Annotated in this window: 20 protein-coding genes and 5 pseudogenes; 13 read left to right on the plus strand and 12 right to left on the minus strand. The window is 68.8% G+C overall.

Features of this window, described 5'->3' with window-relative positions:
- On the plus strand, nt 1-1,236 hold the full coding sequence (gene mmsB, locus JIW86_RS02550) for a multiple monosaccharide ABC transporter permease (RefSeq protein WP_257552297.1): 1,236 nt from the start codon (nt 1-3) through the stop codon (nt 1,234-1,236).
- Between the two features lie 53 nt (nt 1,237-1,289).
- Here the strand turns inward: mmsB and JIW86_RS02555 are convergent, their stop codons facing one another.
- Both JIW86_RS02555 and JIW86_RS02560 read right to left on the minus strand, forming a co-directional pair.
- Complete coding sequence (locus JIW86_RS02555) at nt 1,290-1,637, minus strand: hypothetical protein (RefSeq protein WP_257552298.1); 348 nt, start codon at nt 1,635-1,637, stop codon at nt 1,290-1,292.
- Nucleotides 1,634-2,151, minus strand: a pseudogene (locus JIW86_RS02560) (phytanoyl-CoA dioxygenase family protein); the annotation flags it as partial. The gene JIW86_RS02555 and the pseudogene JIW86_RS02560, both read right to left, overlap by 4 nt.
- A 40-nt stretch (nt 2,152-2,191) precedes the next feature.
- On the opposite strand from JIW86_RS02560, the gene JIW86_RS02565 reads away from it, so the two are divergent.
- Nucleotides 2,192-2,521 carry a hypothetical protein gene (locus tag JIW86_RS02565; RefSeq protein ID WP_257552299.1) on the plus strand — a complete coding sequence of 110 codons (330 nt, stop codon included), beginning with the start codon at nt 2,192-2,194 and terminating at the stop codon, nt 2,519-2,521.
- A 237-nt stretch (nt 2,522-2,758) separates the two neighbouring features.
- Here JIW86_RS02565 and JIW86_RS02570 read toward each other — a convergent pair whose 3' ends face one another.
- Nucleotides 2,759-3,997: an FAD-dependent oxidoreductase gene (locus tag JIW86_RS02570; RefSeq protein ID WP_257552300.1), complete on the minus strand. Its 1,239-nt coding sequence runs from the start codon at nt 3,995-3,997 to the stop codon at nt 2,759-2,761.
- A gap of 96 nt (nt 3,998-4,093) precedes the next feature.
- Here JIW86_RS02570 and JIW86_RS02575 point away from each other — a divergent pair, with 96 nt between their 5' ends.
- Nucleotides 4,094-5,110: a helix-turn-helix transcriptional regulator gene (locus tag JIW86_RS02575; protein ID WP_257552301.1), complete on the plus strand. Its 1,017-nt coding sequence runs from the start codon at nt 4,094-4,096 to the stop codon at nt 5,108-5,110.
- 74 nt (nt 5,111-5,184) lie between these two features.
- Nucleotides 5,185-6,000, plus strand: a complete 816-nt coding sequence (locus JIW86_RS02580) for a recombinase family protein (RefSeq protein ID WP_257552302.1) — start codon at nt 5,185-5,187, stop codon at nt 5,998-6,000.
- A 26-nt stretch (nt 6,001-6,026) separates the two neighbouring features.
- Here JIW86_RS02580 and JIW86_RS02585 read toward each other — a convergent pair whose 3' ends face one another.
- The gene (locus JIW86_RS02585; protein WP_257559631.1) at nt 6,027-6,161 is read right to left on the minus strand and encodes a hypothetical protein; all 135 of its coding nucleotides are present in this window, start codon (nt 6,159-6,161) and stop codon (nt 6,027-6,029) included.
- Nucleotides 6,162-6,423: 262 nt separating this feature from the next.
- Entirely contained in the window at nt 6,424-7,182 is a 759-nt protein-coding gene (locus JIW86_RS02590; protein ID WP_257552303.1) for a DeoR/GlpR family DNA-binding transcription regulator, read from the minus strand.
- 48 nt (nt 7,183-7,230) lie between these two features.
- On the opposite strand from JIW86_RS02590, the gene JIW86_RS02595 reads away from it, so the two are divergent.
- Together JIW86_RS02595 and JIW86_RS02600 are read left to right on the plus strand one after the other, a co-directional pair.
- Nucleotides 7,231-7,614: a DUF4406 domain-containing protein gene (locus tag JIW86_RS02595; protein ID WP_257552304.1), complete on the plus strand. Its 384-nt coding sequence runs from the start codon at nt 7,231-7,233 to the stop codon at nt 7,612-7,614.
- A pseudogene (locus tag JIW86_RS02600) lies at nt 7,611-8,111 on the plus strand (NUDIX domain-containing protein); the annotation flags it as partial. The gene JIW86_RS02595 and the pseudogene JIW86_RS02600, both read left to right, overlap by 4 nt.
- Before the next feature lie 9 nt (nt 8,112-8,120).
- On the opposite strand, the gene JIW86_RS02605 reads toward JIW86_RS02600, so the two are convergent.
- From JIW86_RS02605 to JIW86_RS02615, 3 genes are all read right to left on the minus strand, one after another.
- A complete protein-coding gene (locus JIW86_RS02605) occupies nt 8,121-9,524 on the minus strand; it encodes a N,N-dimethylformamidase beta subunit family domain-containing protein (protein WP_257552305.1) in 1,404 nt (467 codons plus the stop codon).
- A gap of 728 nt (nt 9,525-10,252) precedes the next feature.
- A complete protein-coding gene (locus JIW86_RS02610) occupies nt 10,253-11,281 on the minus strand; it encodes an aminoglycoside phosphotransferase family protein (protein ID WP_257552306.1) in 1,029 nt (342 codons plus the stop codon).
- 203 nt (nt 11,282-11,484) lie between these two features.
- The gene (locus tag JIW86_RS02615) at nt 11,485-12,111 is read right to left on the minus strand and encodes a TetR/AcrR family transcriptional regulator (protein WP_257552307.1); all 627 of its coding nucleotides are present in this window, start codon (nt 12,109-12,111) and stop codon (nt 11,485-11,487) included.
- A gap of 40 nt (nt 12,112-12,151) precedes the next feature.
- Between JIW86_RS02615 and JIW86_RS02620 the strand changes: the two genes are divergently transcribed.
- The 3 genes and pseudogenes from JIW86_RS02620 to JIW86_RS02630 form a co-directional block, all read left to right on the plus strand.
- Nucleotides 12,152-12,883 carry a 2-oxoglutarate/malate transporter gene (locus JIW86_RS02620; protein ID WP_257552308.1) on the plus strand — a complete coding sequence of 244 codons (732 nt, stop codon included), beginning with the start codon at nt 12,152-12,154 and terminating at the stop codon, nt 12,881-12,883.
- A gap of 72 nt (nt 12,884-12,955) precedes the next feature.
- Nucleotides 12,956-13,378, plus strand: a complete 423-nt coding sequence (locus JIW86_RS02625) for a DUF4267 domain-containing protein (RefSeq protein ID WP_257552309.1) — start codon at nt 12,956-12,958, stop codon at nt 13,376-13,378.
- A gap of 211 nt (nt 13,379-13,589) precedes the next feature.
- A pseudogene (locus tag JIW86_RS02630) lies at nt 13,590-13,961 on the plus strand (transposase); the annotation flags it as partial.
- Between the two features lie 410 nt (nt 13,962-14,371).
- Here JIW86_RS02630 and JIW86_RS02635 read toward each other — a convergent pair.
- Entirely contained in the window at nt 14,372-14,530 is a 159-nt protein-coding gene (locus tag JIW86_RS02635) for a hypothetical protein (protein WP_257559632.1), read from the minus strand.
- Between the two features lie 106 nt (nt 14,531-14,636).
- On the minus strand, nt 14,637-14,765 hold the full coding sequence (locus tag JIW86_RS02640) for a hypothetical protein (protein ID WP_257552310.1): 129 nt from the start codon (nt 14,763-14,765) through the stop codon (nt 14,637-14,639).
- 901 nt (nt 14,766-15,666) lie between these two features.
- On the opposite strand from JIW86_RS02640, the pseudogene JIW86_RS42005 reads away from it, so the two are divergent.
- The 3 genes and pseudogenes from JIW86_RS42005 to JIW86_RS02645 all read left to right on the plus strand — a co-directional run.
- Nucleotides 15,667-16,113 (plus strand): annotated as a pseudogene (locus JIW86_RS42005) (protein kinase domain-containing protein); the annotation flags it as partial.
- A 26-nt stretch (nt 16,114-16,139) separates the two neighbouring features.
- A pseudogene (locus JIW86_RS42010) lies at nt 16,140-16,904 on the plus strand (protein kinase domain-containing protein); the annotation flags it as partial.
- A 208-nt stretch (nt 16,905-17,112) separates the two neighbouring features.
- A complete protein-coding gene (locus JIW86_RS02645; protein ID WP_257559197.1) occupies nt 17,113-17,514 on the plus strand; it encodes a tetratricopeptide repeat protein in 402 nt (133 codons plus the stop codon).
- Nucleotides 17,515-17,553: 39 nt separating this feature from the next.
- Here JIW86_RS02645 and JIW86_RS02650 read toward each other — a convergent pair whose 3' ends face one another.
- Together JIW86_RS02650 and JIW86_RS02655 are read right to left on the minus strand one after the other, a co-directional pair.
- Nucleotides 17,554-17,934, minus strand: coding sequence for a toxin Doc (locus JIW86_RS02650; protein ID WP_257552311.1), 381 nt, complete (start codon nt 17,932-17,934; stop codon nt 17,554-17,556).
- 3 nt (nt 17,935-17,937) lie between these two features.
- Nucleotides 17,938-18,183, minus strand: coding sequence for an antitoxin MazE7 (locus JIW86_RS02655; RefSeq protein WP_257552312.1), 246 nt, complete (start codon nt 18,181-18,183; stop codon nt 17,938-17,940).
- A 621-nt stretch (nt 18,184-18,804) separates the two neighbouring features.
- On the opposite strand from JIW86_RS02655, the gene JIW86_RS02660 reads away from it, so the two are divergent.
- Complete coding sequence (locus tag JIW86_RS02660) at nt 18,805-22,011, plus strand: NB-ARC domain-containing protein (RefSeq protein WP_257552313.1); 3,207 nt, start codon at nt 18,805-18,807, stop codon at nt 22,009-22,011.
- Nucleotides 22,012-22,279: the final 268 nt, after the last annotated feature.

Genomic DNA, 22,279 nt, shown 5'->3' on the forward strand with positions numbered 1-22,279 from the left:
ATGGCCCAAACCAAGACCACCCCGGACACCACGCCCCGCACACCGCAGACCGGCCAACGACCGTCGGCCGGTGCCGTACTGGCCCGAGCACTGCGCGGCAACCTGCGCCAGTACGGGATGCTGCTCGCACTGGCGCTGATCGTGCTGCTGTTCCAGTTCTGGACGGACGGCATCCTGCTCCAGCCGCTCAACATCACCAATCTGATCCAGCAAAACGGCTACATCCTCATCCTGGCCATCGGCATGATGATCGTCATCATCGCCGGGCACATCGACCTGTCTGTCGGGTCGCTCGCCGCCTTCGTCGGGGCGGCCGCGGCGGTGATGATGGTCAAACACCACGCGCCGTGGCCCGTGGCGCTGGTGGCCGCGCTGCTGATCGGGGCCCTCGCCGGAGCCTGGCAGGGCTTCTGGATCGCCTATCTCGGGATCCCCTCGTTCATCGTCACGCTGGCCGGCATGCTGCTGTTCCGCGGTGGGACCCAGATCCTCCTGCAGGGCCAGTCGGTGGCGCCGTTCCCCAAGGGCTTCCAGAACATCAGCAGCGGCTTCCTCCCCGAGGTCGGCCCCCACACCAACTACCACAACCTCACCCTGCTACTGGGCCTCTCGGTGCTGGCCGTCGCGATCCTGCAGGAGGTGCGCGGACGGCGGCGGGCCGCCTCGTACGGGCTGGAACCGCTCCCGGCCGGGCTGTTCCTGGTGAAGCTCGGCGCGATCACCGCGGCCGTCGTGGCCTTCACGCTGCTACTGGCCAGCTACCACGGCGTGCCGATCGTCCTGCTCATCCTCGGCGTCCTGCTGGTCGGCTTCGGATACGTGATGCGCAACTCGATCCTCGGCCGGCACACCTACGCCATCGGCGGCAACGAGGCGGCGGCGCGGCTGTCCGGGGTGAAGAGCAAGCGGGTCGTCTTCCTGGCCTTCGTAAACATGGGCGTCCTCGCGGCCCTGGCCGGGATGGTCTTCGCCGCGCGACTCAACGCCGGTACGCCGCAGGCCGGCATCAACTTCGAGTTGGAGGCGATCGCCGCCGCCTTCATCGGCGGCGCCTCCGCGAGCGGCGGTGTGGGAACCGTCCTCGGTGCGCTCACCGGCGGTCTGGTGCTGGGCGTGCTGAACAACGGCATGTCGCTGGTCGGCGTGGGTACCGACTACCAGCAGGTGATCAAGGGCCTGGTACTGCTCGCGGCCGTCGGCTTCGACGTCTACAACAAGCGCAAGGTCGGATCCTGACCCCACCCCTCCTCGGCTCGGCGCCGCCGCCCGCACGAGGAGGGGTGCCCCGCCTACCCGGAGCCCGCCTCCTGCGGCTCCGCTCGCGCGTCGACGATCCACTCGAAGACAAACTCGTGCTTGAGGAAGGAGACGTCGTACTCATGACCCGGGTACGGCGGGATCAGCTGAGCGGCCTGGATCAGCCGCCAGCCCGCCCGGAGCGCCGCCACCCCCGACTCGTACGGCGGCTCGTCGCTGTCGCCCGTGGTCGGTGAGGTGCGGCCCGTGCCGTCGTACAGCGACCAGCCCACGACATGGGAGTCCAGCGCCGAGGTGGCCAAGTACAGGACCAGCACCTGCTGCCGCAGCACCGGCGCGGCGCCTTCCGCCCGCTCGGGGAGGATTACTTCGGTCGTCATATCTGTACCTCCGCGGGGCGGTTGGAGACCCTGGTCACGCAGTGGTCAAGGTCGAAGTCGTCGTCGCCGGTCGGCACCCGCCACAGCAGGATGCGGTTGTACCGCTCCAGCCGACCGGTCGCCGCCTCGTACCACGGGAACATCGAAGCTCCGCTGCCACCTGCGGGTCGTCGAGATCCGCGGTGTTCCACAGGCGTTGTTGACGCACCCTGGGATTGAAGCGGATCTTGAGCATGTACCGCATCGCGTCGCTGTCGTTGCGCCGGCCCGCGTGCCAGAGGCCGTGGTGCACAAACAGCACGGTCCCGGCCGGGCAGACCAGTCGGTCCTGGCCGCGCAGGTTCTGGTAGCGGTCGGTGTCGGACTCGTTGATCCGCCGGAGGTGGCTGCCCGGCACGGTGAGCGTTCCACCCATCTCCAGCATCACCGCCTGCGGAAAGTACATCAACTGCACGTCGAAGGCGTCCGGCCGGACGTCGATGACGGCGTCCCCGTGCAGCGGCTGCGCGTCGCCGCCGACCACACAGGCCGCTCATCCGGCGGTCACGGCCGCCGTGGCCCTGATCGAGGCGCGCCAGACGTCGGTCGCCCCGTTCGAGTCACCACAAGCCTGGCGGGACATCCTCCTCCAACAGGTGACCGACGGCTTCATGCAGCCCGCCAACAGGTGGCCACACGCCAACCTGCGCACACCCGCCGAGATCCGGCTGACAGGCGAACTCGCCGATGGCATCGCCGACCTCATCGAAGCCCATCTGGGGCCCGTCCGAAGCTCCGGCGACGTCGACGGCCCGCGCACGGGCATGGGCGCCATATGGTCGCGCAGCCTGCTGTTGGTCACCAGTGACTGGGCCACCGTCCTCTTTCTCGGAGTTGATCACTGACCGAACACGTCCCCGTCAACTGCGGCCGCCGCCTCAGCGGCTCTCATCGTCCACAACTCTTGACAATTACTCACCCGCGCAGCTGACTGGGACTGAACAACAAGCGTCCAATCGCACATGCAGGCCACTTCAAGCGAAGAAGGGTTGCTGATGGTCGGCTTGGACCCACTGGCTACCGGCCCGTGCGCGTGCGCGACCCTTTGTTCTGGGTGCAGGGCATGGGCGTCGCGCGGCTCGTCAGTGACGTAGCCGGGCGGCTGCGGCCAGAATCGGGGTGCTCACGACGGTGGCTGCGGCGCCGAGTGTGGTGTCTGTGGCCAGGATCCACCGGACGGTCTTCATGGCCAGGGTGAGGACTTCGCTGCCGCGCTGGCGCATGCCGGCCTCGAATTGGTCCACGGCGTCGGTGAGGGTGGCGGTGCCGTCGGCGGCGGCGCTGACGTGCGTGAGCAGGCTGGCGGCGTCGCGGATGGCCGCGCCCGCTCCCATTCCGGCGGTGGGCGGTGTGGCGTGGACAGCGTCGCCCAGTGCGGTGATACGACCTGCAGGCCAGGGCGCGAGATCCTTCGCGCGGGTGGAGGCGGCGTTGAAGCGGAATCCGGCCACGCTGTGCGGGTCGGCTTGGGCGATGACCTCGAGTGTGTGCTCGGCCCAGCCCCGCTCGCGGAATCGGCCGAGCAGCGCGGCCTGCAGTTCGCCGCCACGCAGGTCGCGCAGGGAATCGGTGCTGGTGGATTCGGGGAACATGGCGCCCCAGATGTAGGTGGGTCCGGTGGTGACCGACATCCGCAACTCGGGAGCGTCGAGCGCGGTGTTGCCGACCGGGTCAAGGAACCCGATGTAGAGCGCTGCTCCGCGCGGGCCGATCGCCAGCCCCGATCGTGGCCCAAGTCGCTGATGCTCGCCGGGGCTGAGGTCTCGCCGGAGGGTGCGGCCGGAGAACCCGATGATGCCCGCCGGGCTGTTGGTCGGGCCTCCCGCCAAGTGGCGGGCGACTACCGAGTGGGTGCCGTCCGCGCCCACCACCAGATCCGCTGAAACGGGCGCCCCGTCGGTGAACAGCACTCGGGGCGCGCCGTGGTCATCGTGGCCGACGCCGGACACGTTGCATCCCAAGTGCAGGGCCTCTCCGACGGCTTCGGCCAGCAGCATCCGCAGGGTGATCCGATCGACGTCGATACTTGCACTGTCGCTGAGGTCCGGCCCGTGGCCCAGCAGCCGGCCGCGGCGATCCCAGAAGGCGTCGCGCTCGCGCAGTCGCAGCGCCGACCCCGATGCCAGCAGCCGCTGCATGATCTCCGGTTCCACCAGATCTTTTAGCGCCGACTGCGCCCGCTCGTCCAGGGTGATGTGGTAGCCGCCCGTCGCCGCCACATCGGTGTCGCGGTCGAATACCGCCACCTCAAACCCCTGGCGACGTAGCCCCGCCCCCAATGCAAGCCCGCCGATCCCGCCGCCAACCACGACCACCCGCATACCCGGCACCGTCCTTTCCGCCGCTGCTCACTGAACAGAACCCACCCTGACACCGGTAGTGGACACCGAGTGGCCACTACCGGTCATGATGGGACGATGGCGAACACCTCACACCGGGCGTTGCGGCTGTTGTCTCTGCTCGGATCAGGACGGCAGTGGTCGCTGCGCGAGCTCGCCACCCGGCTCGGGACCAGCGAACGCACTGTCCGCCGCGACATCGAAACTTTGCGCGCGCTCGACTACCCGATCGCTACCATCCACGGCCCCGACGGCGGCTACCGGCTCGGAGCCGGGCGAACCCTGCCGCCGTTGCTGTTCGACCACGACCAGGCCCTCGCGGTCGCGGTGGCCCTGCAGACCGCGCCAAGCACGATGTTCGGCCTCGGGGACGACGCGGCGCGGGCACTGGCGGCTCTGCACCAGGTCATGCCCCCTGCGCTGCGCGCATCCATGGAATCCCTGCGCCTGACTCGGCTGCAGAACTATTGGGAGTTCCCCGCGCCCCCCATCGACCCGGCCGCCCTCACCGCCGTCGGAACCGCGGTACGCCACCGCCACATCCTCGTCACCGAGACACTGCGTCCCGACGGCACACGCCCCGAACCCAGTGACCCCGACTACCTGCCCGCCCACCGCATTGAGCCACACCACCTGGTCGTCTGGGCCGCCCGGTGGTATCTGGTCGCCTACGACCTCACCGACAATGAATGGCGAGTGCGCCGCGTCGATCGACTGCACCCCCGCCCCACCACACAGTGCTTCGCCGCCCGCTCGCTTCCCCACCCCGACCTCGCCCACTTCGTGATGAGCACCCACGACCGCGGCGACACCCCCGCCGTCTGGCAATGCACCGGCACCGCCCGGCTCAACCTGCCCGCTCACATCGTGGCCCGCTGGGCACCAGGCGGCTCCGTCGTGGAACACCTCGACACCGAGTACTGCCGGCTCACTCTCGGCGCCTGGTCCTGGGCCGGCATCGCCGGCATCCTCGCCACCTTCGACACCGAACTCACCGACCTCCACCCACCCGAACTCGTCCACGCATGCCGCCGTCTCACACGCCGATGGGCCACTATTGCCGACACCGAGAACCTCGGTCCTTCTCATAAATGAGTAGTTCTGAGAGATTTCGACCCTCGGCGAACCGTGTCCGGTCTGCCAAAGCCCCTCCCGATAGGTTCTGCGACATGCCAGAGCCCGTCGAACCGGCCGCCATCATCGAACAGTTCGACTGCCCCGCATGTGAAGTGCCCGCCGGGAGCACCTGCTGCACCCGCGGCGGCAAGGTCGCCCCGAAGTACCACACCCCGCGCTTCATGCTCGTCCCCCAGCTCCGCGCCGAGCTGGAGGTGAAGACCCCGCCGTGCGCGGCTCCGGCCGCGCGTGGGAGAGGGGCCCGGCCATCGACGCCACCGTGCCGCAGGCCACCTCGAAGCCCACCAGAGTGGGTTACGCGAGGTGCAGCACCGCCCAGCAAGAGCTCCAGAGCCAGCTCGACGCCGTCGCCGAGGCCGGGGTGCGACCCGGTCTTCTCGGACGAGATCAGCACCCGGATCAAGGTCCGCCCGGAGTTCGTCAAGGCGATGGAGTTCGCCCGCACCATCAAGAAGGCCGTCCCCCACCAGCGGGTGATCTTCACCGTGCACGAGATGAAGCGACTGGGCCGCGGCGCCGCCGAGCTCCTGGCCACGCCATCGCGGAGGACCTGCGCCACCACGACATCGAGCTCGAACTCCTCACCGGCCCCCTCCAAGGGGTATGACCCGTCCGGGCACGGCGCCGTCCTGTTCGCGTTCTTCGCCGGCATGGACGAGTCCGAACGCGAGTACATCCGGGAGAAGTCTCTGGAAGGCCAGGCGTCCGCCCGCGAGCGTGTCCGTCACGGCGGGCGCCCCAAGGTCGTCGACGACGACATGGCCGACTACGCCCGCGCCCAGTTCACGGTGGAGCAACCGCGGAGCACGCCCCGGCCGCCGTCGCCGCTGCACCGGCTCCCGTCGTGAAGGCGCCGGTGCAGGTGGCCGGGCCGTCAGCAACATCGCGCCGCCCGGCGAGGAAGGCCGCCGCGCAGCCGGTCGTCGACCCGCGGTTCCCCCACGGCCCGCTCGTGGTCCTGGACGGTGACGGGAGCGCGTACGGCGTGGACGGGATTGGCTCTGTTCATCAGAAGGCTCAACTTCTGTGGAGCTGCGCCGGGCGCGCTCGTGCCCACCCTCGGGCCAACGCGCTGACCTGCTGGTTCTCATTGTGCAGCGTCCCGAAGCACTGAGCGTCGAGCCGTCACCACAGAAGTTGAGCCAGAGTCAACGAACGGACAGCAGATGTTCACCACTTCGGGAGGCACTGCGCGTGGAGATCGTTCGATTCGCTACGGGCTCAGCACCTCACAGGGCGCTCCTGTCGGTCCGAGATCCCGGATTCGCCTCTCATTGGGCTACGAGGACCTCCACGCCGAGTGCCTTGAGTTGCTCGATGACCGTGTCGTGAGGATCGGCGTCGGTGATCAGCCCGGTGATCTTCTCCCACGGCAGGACGCGGTACGGCGAGGCCGTACCGATCTTCTCGCAGGAGGCGAGGATGTAGGTGTCCGCCGCCCGCGCGGACAGGGCACGCTTCATCGCCGCCTCCTCGGCGTCCCCCGTGGTCAGTCCGGCCTCGGGGTGGACGCCGGTGACGCCGAGCAGGCACAGGTCGGCGGAGACGTTCTGTGCGGCCTCGACCGCGGCGGCGCCGCAGGTGACCGCCGAGTGCTTAAAGACGCGCCCCCCGAGGAGGAAGAGCTCCGCCCGCGGGTGGTCGATCAGAGCCGTGGCGATCGTCGGGCTGTGGGTGATCACCGTGCAGGCGAGGTCCTTCGGAAGCGCCCGCGCCACGGCGAGGGCGGTGGTGCCACCGTCGAGGATCACCGAGCCGCCCGGCCGCACCAGTGCGGCGGCCACTGAGGCGACCTTCCGCTTGCCGTCCGGGGCCACCGCCTGCCGGGTGTCGTAGTCCACCACTGCGGGAGACGCGGGCAGTGCGCCACCGTACACCCTTTGACACAACCCCTCGGCGGCGAGATCGCGAAGGTCACGCCGCACGCTGTCCTCGGAAATGCCCAGTTCGGCGGCGACGTCCTTGGCCACGATCTTTCCCGTGCGGGCGAGCAGATCGAGCAGGTGCTCGCGTCGTTCAGCAGCCAGCATTCACGTTCCTTCCTGTTCTTGCATGATTCTGCATGTATCTTAGCCGTCATGACCGACAAGCCCCTGCTCATCCTCATCGCAGGTCCCTACCGTTCCGGCACCGACGGCGACCCTCAGGCCATGGCCGCCAACCTCGCCCGCCTGGAAACCGCGGCCTGGCCCGTCTTCGCGGCCGGACATCTCCCCGTGATCGGCGAGTGGATCGCCCTGCCCGTCCTCCGCTCCGCCGGCGCGGGCCCCACCGACTCCCTCGCCGACCAGGTGCTCTACCCGACCGCCGACCGGCTGCTCGCCCATTGCGACGCCGTGCTGCGCCTGCCGGGCGGATCCACCGGTGCCGACCAGGACGTCGCCACCGCCCGCCGCCGCGGCCTGCCCGTCTACCACGACGTCGCCGAGATTCCGGGCCGCACCCCGCAGGAGACCATGTGACGAGCAGCCCTGGTGTCGACACCCCCGATCACCGCGGACGCACTGGTCTCCACCTCGCCGGACGCGACCTTGACCGCAACCCCGACGTCCGGATAGGCGACGTCGAACTCACCTCCCAGGGCTGGCACGTCCTGCGCCGCACCACCTTCGACTACCGGCGCCGCGACGGACGGTGGGAGAGCCAGCAGCGCGAGACCTACGACCGCGGCAACGGCGCCGTCGTCCTGCCCTACGACACCGAACGCAGCCGCGTCCTGCTCACCCGCCAGTTCCGCTACCCGGCCTACGTGAACGGCCACCCCGACGGCATGCTCATCGAGGCGGCGGCCGGACTGCTCGACGCGCAAGACCCGCACACCGCGATCCGCCGCGAGAGCGCCGAACAACTCGGCATCAGACTCGGGCCGCTCACACACGTGCTCGACGCCTACATGAGCCCGGGCTCCGTCACCGAGCGCCTCCACTTCTTCGCCGCCCCCTACACCCGTACACGCCGGGCATCACGGTCATGTCCCGTAGTGAACGGCCAGATTGTCCTCAGCGGGCCTGGCGCGACCGGCCGGGCCCTTCGCGAACGCCCGGAGCACGTTGGCGGTGACGGTGCGGGTAAAGTGACCGGCCCGCGCGTCCAACCCGTGGCTCGCCTTGCCTCCTCCGGGGGCGCCCGCGTCGAGGGCCTCCACCCAGCGCATGGTGCCCGCTGCGAAGACCCCGGCCCCGCCCGGGAGCGACAGGTACGCGGTGTCCGCGTACGAGGGGCGGCCTTTGCACACCACCGGTGAGTGCGCGAGGATCTCGACCGGCCGCGGCGTCGGGTGCGCCGCGTTCACCCGGTCGAACTCCACACCCACCAGGTGGGGAAAGGAGTCCCCCGCCCCCGCCCCGGTACCCGCCAGCAGCCAGTGCTCTGGGTGGGAGACCACGAAGGGGGCGTCGACCGGATAGCCGTCGTACAGCACGCCGAGCAGCGAGCTCTCGGGGTCGGAGCCGGGCGTGCGCCGGAAATCGTGGGTGGGCGGGGATCCCCGCTGGAAGCCGGGGTCCTTGGCGTAGTCATCCTTGTAGCAGACCACGTTGCGGTCCGGCCCCACGGCGGAGGCCTCGAAGCGGATCCGCCGGTAGCAGCAGTTCGCCCCGAGGACTGCCAGGTTCGTACCTGTGTCGCGCGCCCGGGTCACGTGGCGGCGCTGCTCGGGGCTCCAGTACTCGTCGTGGCCCAGCGAAACCATGGCAGCCGCCCCCATGAGGAAGTCGGGACGGCGGGCCACGTCCACGCCCGTGGTGTACGCCAGGGGAAGGCCCATGCGTTCCGCCAGCGCGATCAAGGGTGCCTCGTACGGGAGGAACTGACCCGCGCCCTGCCTGTTCTCGTACGGACGGTCGAAGGTGACCTGAAGGGACCGTGATCCCCTCCTGCCCGTCACCCCCCTGTAGAGGTCCGCACCGCCCCACCGGTTGTAGGCCTGCCAGGTGGCCACTGAGTTCATGATCACCGTACGGCCGGCCGCCGAGGCAGACCGTACGGTGACTGGCATGAACCGCTGCGCCTGCCCGTCCTGGGTGTCCAGCCTCAGCAGGTAACTGCCCTCCGGCCAGCCGGAGGTGTCGATCCGCGCCGTCTCACACCACTTGGCGCGGGCCGTCCGTGTGTCGGGGTCGAGCAGGGCCGGCGGTTGGAGAACACCCGGCAGGGCGGCCGACCGCCACACCAGACGGGCCCTGGCCCCTCCGTACCAGCCCATCCGATACGCACGGACGGTGTAGTACGCGGACGTCGTCGATACCCGCAGACCGAGCCGCTCCCCCGGACGGACGCTGACCCGGTCGGCGAACCCTTCGATGGCCCGCGCCGGGCCCCTCCGGCTGATCCGCCAGTCGGGGGAACCTGCCAGAGCGTTCTCGGCCTCCACGTCCAATCCGCACCCAGCAGACACCAGGCGAACGGCCTCGTCGACTCCGGCTGCGGCGCGGGCCACCGCAGTCCCGACGGTCCAAGATCCGATCGTGGTGGCTGCCAAACCCAGCATCAGCCGACGCCCGGGCCCCCGGACGACGCCGGACTCCCCTGGGGCACCCGCCTGATCCATCACATCACCTCGGCATTTTGAATCGGCTGGCCCTCGTTCTAGCCCACCGCCGGCCACCGGCCCGGCAGGACGCGCGCGCAGGCGAAATCCTTCGCCTCGAAGGCACCCCTCCCGACCCCGCGCGTGTCGCGGTAGTCGCCGGCCGCCACGCTGGCCAGGCCGGGACACCGGCCCCGGGGTTCTGGCCTCGCCGTGATCAGCCTGACCGACGCGCTCACCTCCTCGTACCTGCGGGAGAGTAGTGCCGAGGCAGCCGATTACGGCCGATGGCCCTGGGTGCCGAGGGACTTCACACCGTGGCGGCCGACTGCCCAGACACCGTCGCCGAGTACCAGCCCGCTGAGTGACCCCATACGCCCCCTCAAGCTGGCGCGGCAGGGGGCCTCCTTGGCGGTCGCTGTCGGACTGCAGGGCGTCGGCGAGGCCGTGCTTGGTGACCAGGAAGTCGACGAACAGGTCGATCCATTGGCGCAATGCAACACTGCCGCCGCGCACGAGATAGGTCGGCATGCCAGTGACTCGTCGACGATTCTGGGGGTTTCAGCCGACCTCTATGGTCGCTTTGCTGGGACGGGCAGAAGCGTGGGCCAGCGAGCGAGCATACGTTGGCGCATAGCGGTGCTGAGGCTGCTCATGCCGCTAAGGGAGGTGTGGTCGGCCGTCATCTGGCCAACGACCCCGAGCCGGTGGACGAGCCGTTGTCGGGCGGTCGCGGTGCCCCACGTCCAGTCCCGGTGCGGAATCCGGGCCAGGTGATCAGTGCTCTCGCGGCGTGCCCGCTCAACCAGCGCGTCGCCGCGGAGCAGCCAGCCGGCACACGCGTCAGCGAGCCCGTCTTGGGCATCGGAGCCGGTCAGGGTGCGCCATTCGTTGCGGTATGCGCTCTCCGCCCGTTCCAGCAGCGGCTCCGACGCTGAAGTGACACACCAGCAGGTCGGAAAGCCGATGCGCAGGTAGGCGAGCTCCATCAAGCCGCTGCCCAGTGACGCTTGCTCAAAGTCGATGAATCGGATCCCCGTGGCGGTGTGGAGATCATTACCGGGACAGGGATCCCCGTGGAGAAGGGCATGCCCAGATGCCTGGTCGAGCCGGTTCACGAGGTCATCGAGTTCGCCGGACACGGCAGAAGTGACAGGAACCTCCAGAGCCCCGGCCAGCTGCAGGAAAGACTCGATATCGGCCTCGTTCGGGCCCTGCCACCGGGGAAGTACCCCGACGTCCTCCGGGCGGGCGGTGGCATGCAGCCGTGCCAGCGCGGCTGCATAGTCGACGATCCAGTCGCTGGCCGGGCGTCGGTGATCCAGATGCTCCAGCACCAAGACCCGCTCGCTGGGATCGGTGGCCAGCAACGCGGGCACCACGGGTATTTCAGCTCGGGCGGCGAGCCTCAGGGCGGCCACCTCACGGGCGTATCGCTCGTCGGCATCAAGACCGCCGACGATCTGCTTCACCACCGCCGTTGCCTCTGGCAACTCGACGCGCCACACGCGCGAGCGAGGGCTGCTGCCCAGTCTGCGAGAGCGCCTGGGAGATCCCAGCTCGGTCCGTAATTCGTCCCCGAACGGCAGTCGCAACCACATGCACTCATCCTTCCACGCGGCCGAACGAGCGTGCGGCTACTGCGCACAACTGGCCGTCCGGCCGCACGCCGCCGAGGTGATGAGGCTTCCTGAAAACGGTTCTGGCCGTTCTTCCGTGACGGCTACGCCAGAGACGGCCCTGCAACCAGGCCAGGCATTCGGGGGCGCCAGGCGGGGTGAAGACGGAGGTGTTCGGCGTATGTCTAACTCAGAAGCTCGCGGACCAGCGCCTGGCCCCACCACTCCTCGATACGACCGGGTAGCCAGCCACGTTCGGTGGTGAGTGTGGTGTAGACGTCGATGTTGCAGATGGCTGCGTAGATGTCGACGGCAGACCCCAGGTCCAGGTCGCGTCGAAGGGTGCCGTCCGGCCAGGACGAGAAGACCTGAACCCGGGTTTCGTCGCCCCGTTCGCGGCCGTCACGGTAAGCCGTGGCGAGCTTGGGTTCGCTGCGGCCCGCTTCGCGGATCAGCATGATGACGTCGCCCGCGCGCTCGAACAGCCGCCGGTCGTAGGCGGCCATCGCCGCTAGCTGGCGCCCAGGGTCCGCCGCTGCGGCCTCCAACTCCGCGAGCATCTGCGGCGCGTCGGCGGACAGGTCGGCCGAATCGGCCACGGCCCGGGTCAGCCCGGTCTTGTTTCCGTACGTCGCGTAGACCGTGGGCACGGAGACTCCCGCCTCGCGCGCCACGTCGCGCACGGTCGTGCCCGCCCAGCCCTGGGTGTCGAAGAGCCGGCGTGCAGCGCGGGCGATCTCGGCCCGGGTCTCCAGCGCCTGCGTCGTCCGACGCAGTGAGTCATAGCGACGTCGGTCCTGCTCTGCACTCATGCCTTGCCCTCTCCAGATTTACGCTGCTTATAATCAATATATGACACGTCAATCCAAGTTGGCCAACATCGGCTTCTCCTGGATCGGTGGCATGGCCGCCATAGGCTTCGCCGCCATGATCACCCTCAGCAACGCGATGATGGTGCCCGCCGGGCTGCCCCTCACCGGGGCAGAGATCGGAAAGGTCACCGAGTTCTTCGCTGAGGAAGGCACCGCTGTCGGCATCGGCTCAGCACTCGCCCCCGCCGCCTGGATCCTGGCCACCTTGTTCGGCGCCGGTGCGCTCGTCGCGCTGCGGAGGTCCGAGCGCGACCGCGGCGAAGCGTGGTCGCTGCTCGGACTCGCCGGACTGGCCCTGCAGAACGTCACCTTCGCCGGGGTCATCGCGACCCGCCTCGCCCTGACCTCGACAGCCCCGCACGACCCCTCCGCGACCACGGCACTCTGGGCCTTGCACGATGCGGTGTTCACCCTCAACGGAACCTTTCTGGCGCTCGCCCTCCTCGGCCTCTCCGTCGGCGGCCTGCGCACCGGCGTGATCCGGCCGTGGCACGGCACCTTGGGGCTGCTCGCCGCCGCACTGCAGTTCAGTTCCGCCACCCTCGCCCACTGGGCGATCGGCAACGGCGGGGCCTTGGGCCTCCTCGGCCTCGCCGGCTGGCTGTTGTGGGTCGTCTGGATCGTCGCGTACGGCATCACCCTGATCCGGCACAGCCCGGGCACCCCGGTCCGGAGGTCCCCCAGTGGCCAAACCAGTGCGGCCCCTGCCTGACCGCACGAGCGAGCAGTTGCCGGACAACGCAGGCACGGACCCACAGGCCCCGCTCTCCCTCTCGGAGGATCCATGAAGAGGCGTCACATCACCACTGCCCTTGCCGCACTGACCGGCGTCGCAGTTCTGTGCCTCGGGCTCAATTTCCTGCTCAACCCTGACGGTGCACCCGCCGGATTCGGCATCACCCCCTGGCCACAGGGGAACGCCGACGGCTACTTCGTCGTGAAGGGCGTACGCGATATCGCCGTGGCATCCGCCGTGTTCCTGCTGCTCACGCTCGGGCAGCGGCGAATCCTCGGCTGGGTGGTCCTCATCGACGCCATCATTCCGATCGGTGACGCGCTTGCGGTCGTCACCCATGGCGGCACATTCACCACAGCGCTGAGTGTTCACGTATCGGCGTCCGCCATCGTCGTACTCACCGCCATCATGCTGCTGACCGAGGGCAGCACACGCACGACACCGCAGTCACAGCTGACACCCTCCACATGATCCTGCGGACGTGCCTATGCGGTACTGGCCGCACTTGCGTGAAGGCCTGCTGAGGTTGTTGCGCGGTGGCAGGCCGGCACAGCCTGGACGCGGGCCGTCTCGCTGGCGCGCCCGTCACGGAAGCGCGGCCAGAACCAATATTCGAGATCCGCATCATTCGTCCGGGCCCTGGCGACTGCCGCGTCGCCCGCCTTGTCCAGCAGGTCCTCGAGCTGGTGGAAGGGGAATGCGAAGCGAAGGCCGCAGCGAGGCCGCCGATCACGCCCTCGGACGCTCACGCGGCGGCCTGAGTACCAAGGTCCACCTGGCCTCCGACAGTCGTGCACGGCCTCTGGCCCTGACCGTCACCGCGGGCCAGGCCAGCGACGCACCGGCCTTCGAGGCCGGCATGGCCGGCATCCGCGTCCCACGTGGCGGGCCCGGCAGGCCGCGAACCCGGCCGTTGGCCGTGCTCGCGGACCGGGCCTATTCCTCCCGTGCCATCCGGTCCCACCTGCGTCGACGTGGGATCCGCGCGGTATGGCAGCCCCCCGGGGTACGTCCTCAAGGCCGAGGACCACGTGGTCCTGGCCGCCACCCGCCAGGGCCTGCCCGAGCTCCTCGGCCGCACAGAAGCTTCCGCCCCCAGCCCTCACGGGCCGCATCCGCGCCGCCATCCAGGCGGTGAGCGAACGCAGTTCGCGCCGGCGTGCGTCGGTGGCAGACTGCCCGGCGTCCGTGACCGCCCGGGGCCCGGCACCGTTACCCACGGAATGGCCCACTATGACCTGTACGAGCAGCTGGACGAGCCGGGCGAACGGCTGGCAATTCTCACCCGCCTCGAGACCGAAGCGCTCATCACCGTTCTCGGACAGGTCGCCGAGGCGCAGGCCGATCTGCGGGCGGCAGCACTGGAACTACAGGCGACGATTGGGATGCGGCTGCCTGCGGGCCGACGACCCTCCCGTGGGGAGGAACGAGAGGGGCGTCGGCCTGGGATTGTCCCTCGCGGGATCACACCCGAACTTCTTGCTCCCAACGGGCCAGTATCTCGGCCACGCGCGGGTACCGCTCGAGTAGCTCGGCATCGGTCAAGTCCATGTCGGCTGTCCCCAGGATCGTGGCGGTGCCGGCTGGCAGCATCAGTTCTCTGGTGCGGTACTCGTCGGTCACGGGACCTCCAGCGTTCGTTCGGCTGAGGCGCCCACGATCCGCCTGGCAAATGCCTGCGTCAACCCCTGCGGAAGAAGTCGTTCCAGATGCAGCGCATGACGTTCCCCTACTCGTTGTCCAGGGACGTGTCTGGTTCTTCGCTCCACCGCTGGAACGTCTCCGTCAGCTCCGCCTCGACCTCGTCGGGCAGGTTGCTCCGCCATGTGATCTCGCTGGTCTCGTACCAGATCTCCATCCAGGAAGTCCTGGCCGCGCCACTAGCACCGGCAGCTCGATGACCTCCCAGATGCCCCCTGGCGGCTGTCGCAGCCGTCGGGCATGCTCGCCGTCGGCGTTCCGGCGCCTGAAGCTGGAGCGCTGAAGGCCCGTCCTCGACCGCGACCAACGAAGTCGAGCGCCTGATCGAGCAGCTCGCCTCCCGCGCGTTGACATCGGCGCACGATAACAGGGTCCTGCTCATCTCCCCGGGCGGGTGGATCCACACGTTGCCGGGAGGACGGCCCCTGCCATCCGCTGCTGTGTCGTGCGGTCACAGGGGTGAACCGAGGCCGGCGCCTCTTCCAACGGGTGGGACCCAAGATCCGATCTCAGCCGACCACTCTCGTGCCAAAGATCAGTTACGGGACAGCCCTTAGCCTGGCTGTCTGCCGCGCGGTCAGTCTGCGGACGTAGTGGGCGAGGACGGCGGCAGTGGGGACGACAAGGATGTGCAGGACCAGGTTGACCCAGGTCAGTGGCTCGAATTGCCACGCCACGCCGCTGCCGACTTCGGGTGATCTTGGGGGCAACAGGCGGCCCTCCGCGGAGGAGGGCCGATACATGGCGGGCGATAAATGCCCCGGTCCGCGTCCGAGGTGGGCGCGGACCGTACCCCGCCGTCGATCCGGACTCTGTACGAGGCGAACGCATCGCCCGGAACGGCCTGATGGGGGGCGGCTGCCGCCGCGCTGCGGCTGGGCCCGGCATCGCTCTCCAGCGCCGCACGCCTCGTCGTGGCTGAGCAGCCATCGAGCCGGCTGCCTGCGGCAATTCCCGACAGATGCTGCGCCTTCGGTCGTTGCGGAGAAGAGCTCGGCATCAGGCCAACCCATACGAGGCTCTGCCCTGCGCCTTAGCTTCACCCTATGATCGGCTTGATGGGGGACATCTTCAGGGTGGGCGACACCCTGGCCAGCGGCCGGTATCACATTGATCGCCTGCTCGGCCGGGGCGGTATGGCGGTCGTGTACGGGGCCTGGGACGAACGCCTGGAGCGGGCGGTGGCCGTCAAAGTGATGAAGACGGGGCTCGGGCTGGACGACGGGCACGCGTCCCGGTTCCGGCGTGAGGCGCAGGCGATGGCCTCGTTGTCCCATCCCAACGTCGTTACCGTCTACGACACTGGAGAGGAGCCGTGTCCCCAGGGCCCGCCGGTGGCGTACTTCGTGATGGAGCAGGTCCACGGCCCCTCCCTGGACGGCCGCCTGAAGACGGAGGGGCCCCTTCCGCTCACCGAGGCGGTCCGAATCTCCCGCCAGGTACTGGCCGCTCTTTCGGCCAGCCACATCAGGGGGATGGTCCACCGAGACATCAAACCGGCCAACGTCCTTCTCACCGGGAGGGCTTCGCGAAGGTCGCCGACTTCGGAATCATGCGCGCGGTCGACGGAGCCGGCAGCACCGCCCTCACCGGTACGCACGCGGTCATCGGGACCCTGCCGTACATGGCACCTGAACAGTTTCAGGGCCGCGCCACCCCCGATGCGCGGTCCGACCTCTACGCGGTCGGCGTGGTTCTCTTCCAGATGCTGACCGGGACGCTCCCCTTCGACGGTGCCGACTCCCTTGCACTCATGTACCAGCACGCCATGCAAGCACCCCCGACCCTCGCTAGCCGTGGCACCGACGCCGGTCCCCACCTCGAAGCAGTCATCGCGCGCGCCCTCGCCAAGAATCCCGACGACCGCTACCCCGACGCCCAGGCGATGCGGACCGCCCTCACGGCTCCCACCTCCGCAGGCACTCCGTCCGTGCCCTCACGCCCAGGCTCCGCCGCCTCCCCGCCCGGTACACCTCAGCTGCCCGAGCTGCCCGAGGCATCCAAGCCGCCCGCACATGGTCCTCATGCCCAGACCAGGACAGCAGAGGCGCCATCGCCTCCCCGGTACCGGGGCGCCCCGTCGATCCGGAGATGCTCGCTCTCATCAGCCTCACCCGCGAGGCCGCCGAAGCGGAGCGCCTTGAAGACACGCCCGCCGCCTGCCGTCTTTACGCCGAGCTGGCCGAGCGCTCAGCCCGAAAGCTGGGTCCAGTGGCCGTGGCCACCTTGCTGGCCCGTCACAATCACGCGCATTGGGCAGGGGAAGCGGGTGATGCAGCCAAAGCGCGTGACCTGATGGCGGCGGTGGCGAAGGACCGTACGCGGGTACTGGGCGCGAATCATCCGGACACCCTCGCGTCCCGCCACGAGTACGCCCTCTGGATGGGGGTAGCGGGAGATGCCAGGAAGGCACGAGCCCAGATGCGGGCGGTGGTCTCTGACCGCACCGGGCTGCTGGGCGCGAATCATCCCGACGCCCTCGCATCCCGCCACGACTACGCCCGCTGGACGGGGAAGCAGGTGCAGGCCAGCGGGCCTCGAGTCTGTTCGCGTCGGTGGTGGAGGACCGCACCCGGGTACTGGGCGCAGACCATCCCGACACCCTGGTGTCCCGGCACAACTACGCTCACTGGGTCGCGGCGACGGGCGACGTCGCGACGGCACGGGACCTGTTCGCCGCCGTGGTGAAGGACCGCACCCGAATGCTCGGTGCGGACCACCCCCACACCCTGGTGTCACGCCACAGTCACGCCGTCCTGGTGGGGGCGACGGGAGACCCTGCTTGGGCACGGGACCTGCTGGCGGCGGTGGCAGCTGACCACGCCCGAGCGCTGGGTGCGTCCCATCCCGACACACTGCGAATCCGCGAATCCCTTGCCCAGTGGACGGACGCAGCCCGGCGTTGAGACCGTGGCACCTGCAGTCTTTTTGCCTGAAGGCCCCGATCAGGTACTGGGGCGCAGCGAGCGCAGTCGGTCGGCGACATCGTAGACGTTCAGGCGCAGGGCGCGGATGTCGTTGATGAGGTCGCGCCAGGGTTCGAAGGTGTCGTCCACGGTCTTGCCGGAGGCCCTGATGTAGGCGACGGCGACGCCGTATCCGAAGTATTCGTTGCGGGCCGGCAGCGGGCGCAGGAGCACGATCTGTTCCAGGAGGGCGGCGGCCCGCCAGTAGGCGTCGGGTTCGTCGGTGGCCAGGGCGGGGGTGTTCACGCGGTGGCGGGCGACTGCGGCGACCAGGCCCGAGTAGTCCAGTACTCCCAGCTCTTTCCCGAGGAGTTCTTCCTGCCGGTCCAGGAGCCACCGGATGTCGATGTGCAGTTCCAAGGGTCAGGCCGCCCGGCGCGTGGTCGCGGACGACGGGAGGCCGCCGAACTCCCGGTCGAAGGCTTCTGCGATGCCCGGCTTGCCCACGGCTTCTCGGAACGCCACGGTCGCCCTGCCGAGGGCGAGCTGGTTCTCTTCTTCGATCGCCAGCTCCGCCAGGTAGGCGCGCACGCTCTTGCCCTGGGCGGCAGCGACGGCGGCGAAGCGGTCTCGGGTAGCGGAGTCGACCTTCATAGTTGTATCTGCCATGCCTTCGAGTATGCACCCTTGCATACCTCTACGAATACCCTTCCACGTTCCCGGCCGCTGTGGGGGTGTAGGGCCGCATTTGAGCTGGCCCAATTCTCATCACCCTGTCCATCGCTTGTCCGGTTGGACAGGGTGATGAGAAGTCCACGCGTGCCAGTGGTGTCGAATTCTGTACCCGCTCTTCGCGCCATGCCACTGCATGACCGCTGGTCCACGCTGGGAACCTTCGCCGGGGTCTCGATCAAGGCCCCATGGACCTCGTACACAGAGCGGTGATCGTGGTGGTTCCTGCTGATGTGAGCTATCGGCAGGCAGATGGCAAGTTCGTACAGACAACTCTGGACCGGGGAGAGCTGTATTCATGCGGTCTTGTGGCGTTCCGCTGATGGTGCGTTCAGCCGGTCGCTAGGGTCCAGCACAGGAGATCGTGTTGCCGGGGGTGGGCGCATGAGGGTGTGGCGGGCCGTACTTGTTGCGCTGGCTGGGGTGAGCGCGGGGCTGGCGGTCCTGCTGGCTTTAGCGGGGAACGCCGCCACAAACACCTCGCATTGGCCCGGCCGACTGGAAGAACTTCGCCAGGATCCGTGGCCGTGGGTCGGTGGGCTGGGGACGCTGGTGTTCTTGGCGGCTGTTGCCGTGATGTGGATGCAGTTGCGGCCACCAGTGGTCCTGAACGACCCACCACCACCTCCGCCTGCAATCGTCCCGGCCTGGTTCGTCGACCGGATCCAGACCCGCACCACCGTGTCGGCTGTGTGCGGCAGCGGCCGCGCCGTGGGCATCACCACGTCCCTGTGGGGGGCGGGAGGGTTCGGGAAGACCACGCTGGCGACTGCCGTGTGCGCCAGCCGACGCGTGCGGAGGCGGTTCCGGTCCCGGATCTATTCCGTCACCATCGGCCGGGACGTCCGCGGACCTGCGGCTGTGGCGGCCAAGGTCGTCGAGGTCACCCGGTTCATCACCGGCGACACCACCGAGTTCGACGATCCGGACCTGGCCGGCGCCCACCTGGGCCGGCTCCTCGACAGACGCCCCCGCACCCTGCTCGTCCTGGACGACGTGTGGGAAGCCGAGCAGCTCGACCCCTTCCTCAAGGGAGGCCGCCGCTGCGTACGGCTGGTCACCACCCGCAAACCGGCACTTCTGCCACCCGGCGCGCATCGCATCCCCGTCGACCAGATGTCCCGCGACCAGGCAAAGGCCGTGCTGATTTGGGCCTTGCCACCGCTGCCAGAGCCCCTGGTAGACGCCCTGCTGAAGGCCACCGGCCGCTGGGCCCTGCTGCTGCGCCTGACGAACCGCCTGATCGCCGAACTGTGCGCCGCCGGTGCCGATCCCACCGCCACCGCCGAGCGGATCCTTCACCAGCTGCGCAGCAACGGCCCCTCCGCCGTGGACGATCCCGCCGGCACCTGGAACCTGGACGATCCCCGACTGCGCAACCAGGCCGTCAAGGCCTCAATCGAGGCCGCAACCACCCTGCTACCGACCGGCGGCCCGGACCGATTCAACGAGCTCGGCATCTTCGCCGAGGACGAGGCCATCCCCATCACCGTCGTCGCCCTGCTGTGGCAGACAAGCAGCCAGCTGACCGAAGACCAGACACGCACCCTGTGCCGGGGCCTGGAACGACTTTCCCTGCTCACCCTCAACCCGCAGCACGGTGGCACGATCAGCCTGCACGACGTCATCCGCGACTACCTCCGCGGCGAACTCGGCACCGCGGACCTGACCCGCATCAACGGCCTCCTGATCGACGCCACCGCCGCCACCCTGCCCCCTGCCCAAGCTCTCGCCCCCACCACACCCGCCCCCGAACACGCCTGGTGGCAGATTCAGGACGGCTACCTCCTCGACCACCTCATCGACCACCTTCTCGCAGCCGAACGCACCACATCCGCCGAGGCCGTGGCAGGCGACTTACGCTGGGTGGAGACCCGCCTCACCCAGCGCGGACCGACAGCCCCCTGGGCGGACCTCACCCGCATCGACACCCCCCACACCCGCCCCCTGGCTCGCAGCCTTGCCCAAGCCGCCCACCTCCTCACCCCCACCGACCCGCCCCGCGCCCTCATCAACGTCCTGCACACCCGCCTCGACACACACCCCCACTGGCAGCCCCAGATCACAGCACGCCAGCACGACCCTGCCCAACGCCCCTGCCTCACCAACCAATGGCCCCTGCCCGATATAGCTGCCCCCGCACTGCAACGCACCCTCACCGACCACACCGACTGGGTGAATTCGGTGGCGATCTCACCGGACGGCACCTGGCTCGCCACCACCAGCTTCGACGAGACGGTGCGGATCTGGGACCGGACCACCGGAACCTGCACAGCCACCCTCACCGACCACACCAGCTCGGTGAATTCGGTGGCGATCTCACCAGACGGCACCTGGCTCGCCACCACCAGCTTCGACGAGACGGTGCGGATCTGGGACCGGACCACCGGAACCTGCACAGCCACCCTCACCGACCACACCAACAGGGTGAATTCGGTGGCAATCTCACCAGACGGCACCTGGCTCGCCACCACCAGCGACGACGAGACAGTGCGGATCTGGGACCGGACCACCGGAACCTGCACAGCCACCCTCACCGACCACACCAACAGGGTGAATTCGGTGGCAATCTCACCAGACGGCACCTGGCTCGCCACCACCAGCGACGACGAGACAGTGCGGATCTGGGACCGGACCACCGGAACCTGCACAGCCACCCTCACCGACCACACCAACAGGGTGAATTCGGTGGCAATCTCACCAGACGGCACCTGGCTCGCCACCACCAGCAGCGACGAGACAGTGCGGATCTGGGACCGGACCACCGGAACCTGCACAGCCACCCTCACCGACCACACTGGCTCGGTGTACTCGGTGGCGATCTCACCGGACGGCACCTGGCTCGCCACCACCAGCCGCGACGAGACAGTACGGATCTGGGACCGGACCACGGATGCTCACACTTCCTCACCCTCCGGCCACACCAACAGGGTGTATTCGGTGGCGATCTCACCGGATGGCACCTGGCTCGCCACCACCTGCGACGAGGCGGTGCGGATCTGGGACCGGGCCAGCGGAACGTGCACAGCCACCCTCACCGGCCACACTGGCTGGGTGTATTCGGTGGCGATCTCACCGGATGGCACCTGGCTCGCCACCACCAGCGTCGACGAGACGGTGCGGATCTGGGACCGGACCACCGGAACCTGCACAGCCACCCTCACCGGCCACACTGGCTGGGTGTATTCGGTGGCGATCTCACCGGACGGCACCTGGCTCGCCACCACCAGCGTCGACGAGACGGTGCGGATCTGGGACCGGACCAGCGGAACGTGCACAGCCACCCTCACCGGCCACACCAACAGGGTGAATTCGGTGGCAATCTCACCGGACGGCACCTGGCTCGCCACCACCAGCGACGACGAGACGGTGCGGATCTGGGACCGGACCAGCGGAACGTGCACAGCCACCCTCACCGGCCACACCAACAGGGTGAATTCGGTGGCAATCTCACCGGACGGCACCTGGCTCGCCACCACCAGCGACGACGAGACGGTGCGGATCTGGGACCGGACCACCGGAACCTGCACGGCCACCCTCACCGGCCACACCAACAGGGTGAATTCGGTGGCAATCTCACCAGACGGCACCTGGCTCGCCACCACCAGCGACGACAAGACGGTACGGATCTGGGCCGCCGCAGATCAACGCACCGTAGCGGTCACACGCACCGAAGGGGCGTTGCTCTCGTGTGCCTGGGGGACTGCTGGCGAACTCGCGGTGGGGGGAGAAAGGGGCCTGTACTTCTTCAAACTCCTCACCTGAGACGGCCCCGGCGTGAGTCCGCTCCCGCCGCAGCCCCGTTCGCCGGCCAGTGCGGCGCTGGTGCCCGATTACGCAGACCAGAAGCGGGACCGTAGACCACGTGCCTGGGGAAGGCCGAGCAGTCCTGGCAATTCTCTGAGATTGCCATCACGGCCCGGTCCCGGCGAAGAACCGGACATGCTGATGAGAAAAGCGCGCGGCCAGATCGATGAGAGGGGGCTACGAATGCCCAGCTCCCGAGTGCCAGAAGGCAGGGTGTTGGCCAAGA

This window comes from Streptomyces sp. NBC_00162 (assembly GCF_024611995.1).
Lineage (GTDB): Bacteria > Actinomycetota > Actinomycetes > Streptomycetales > Streptomycetaceae > Streptomyces.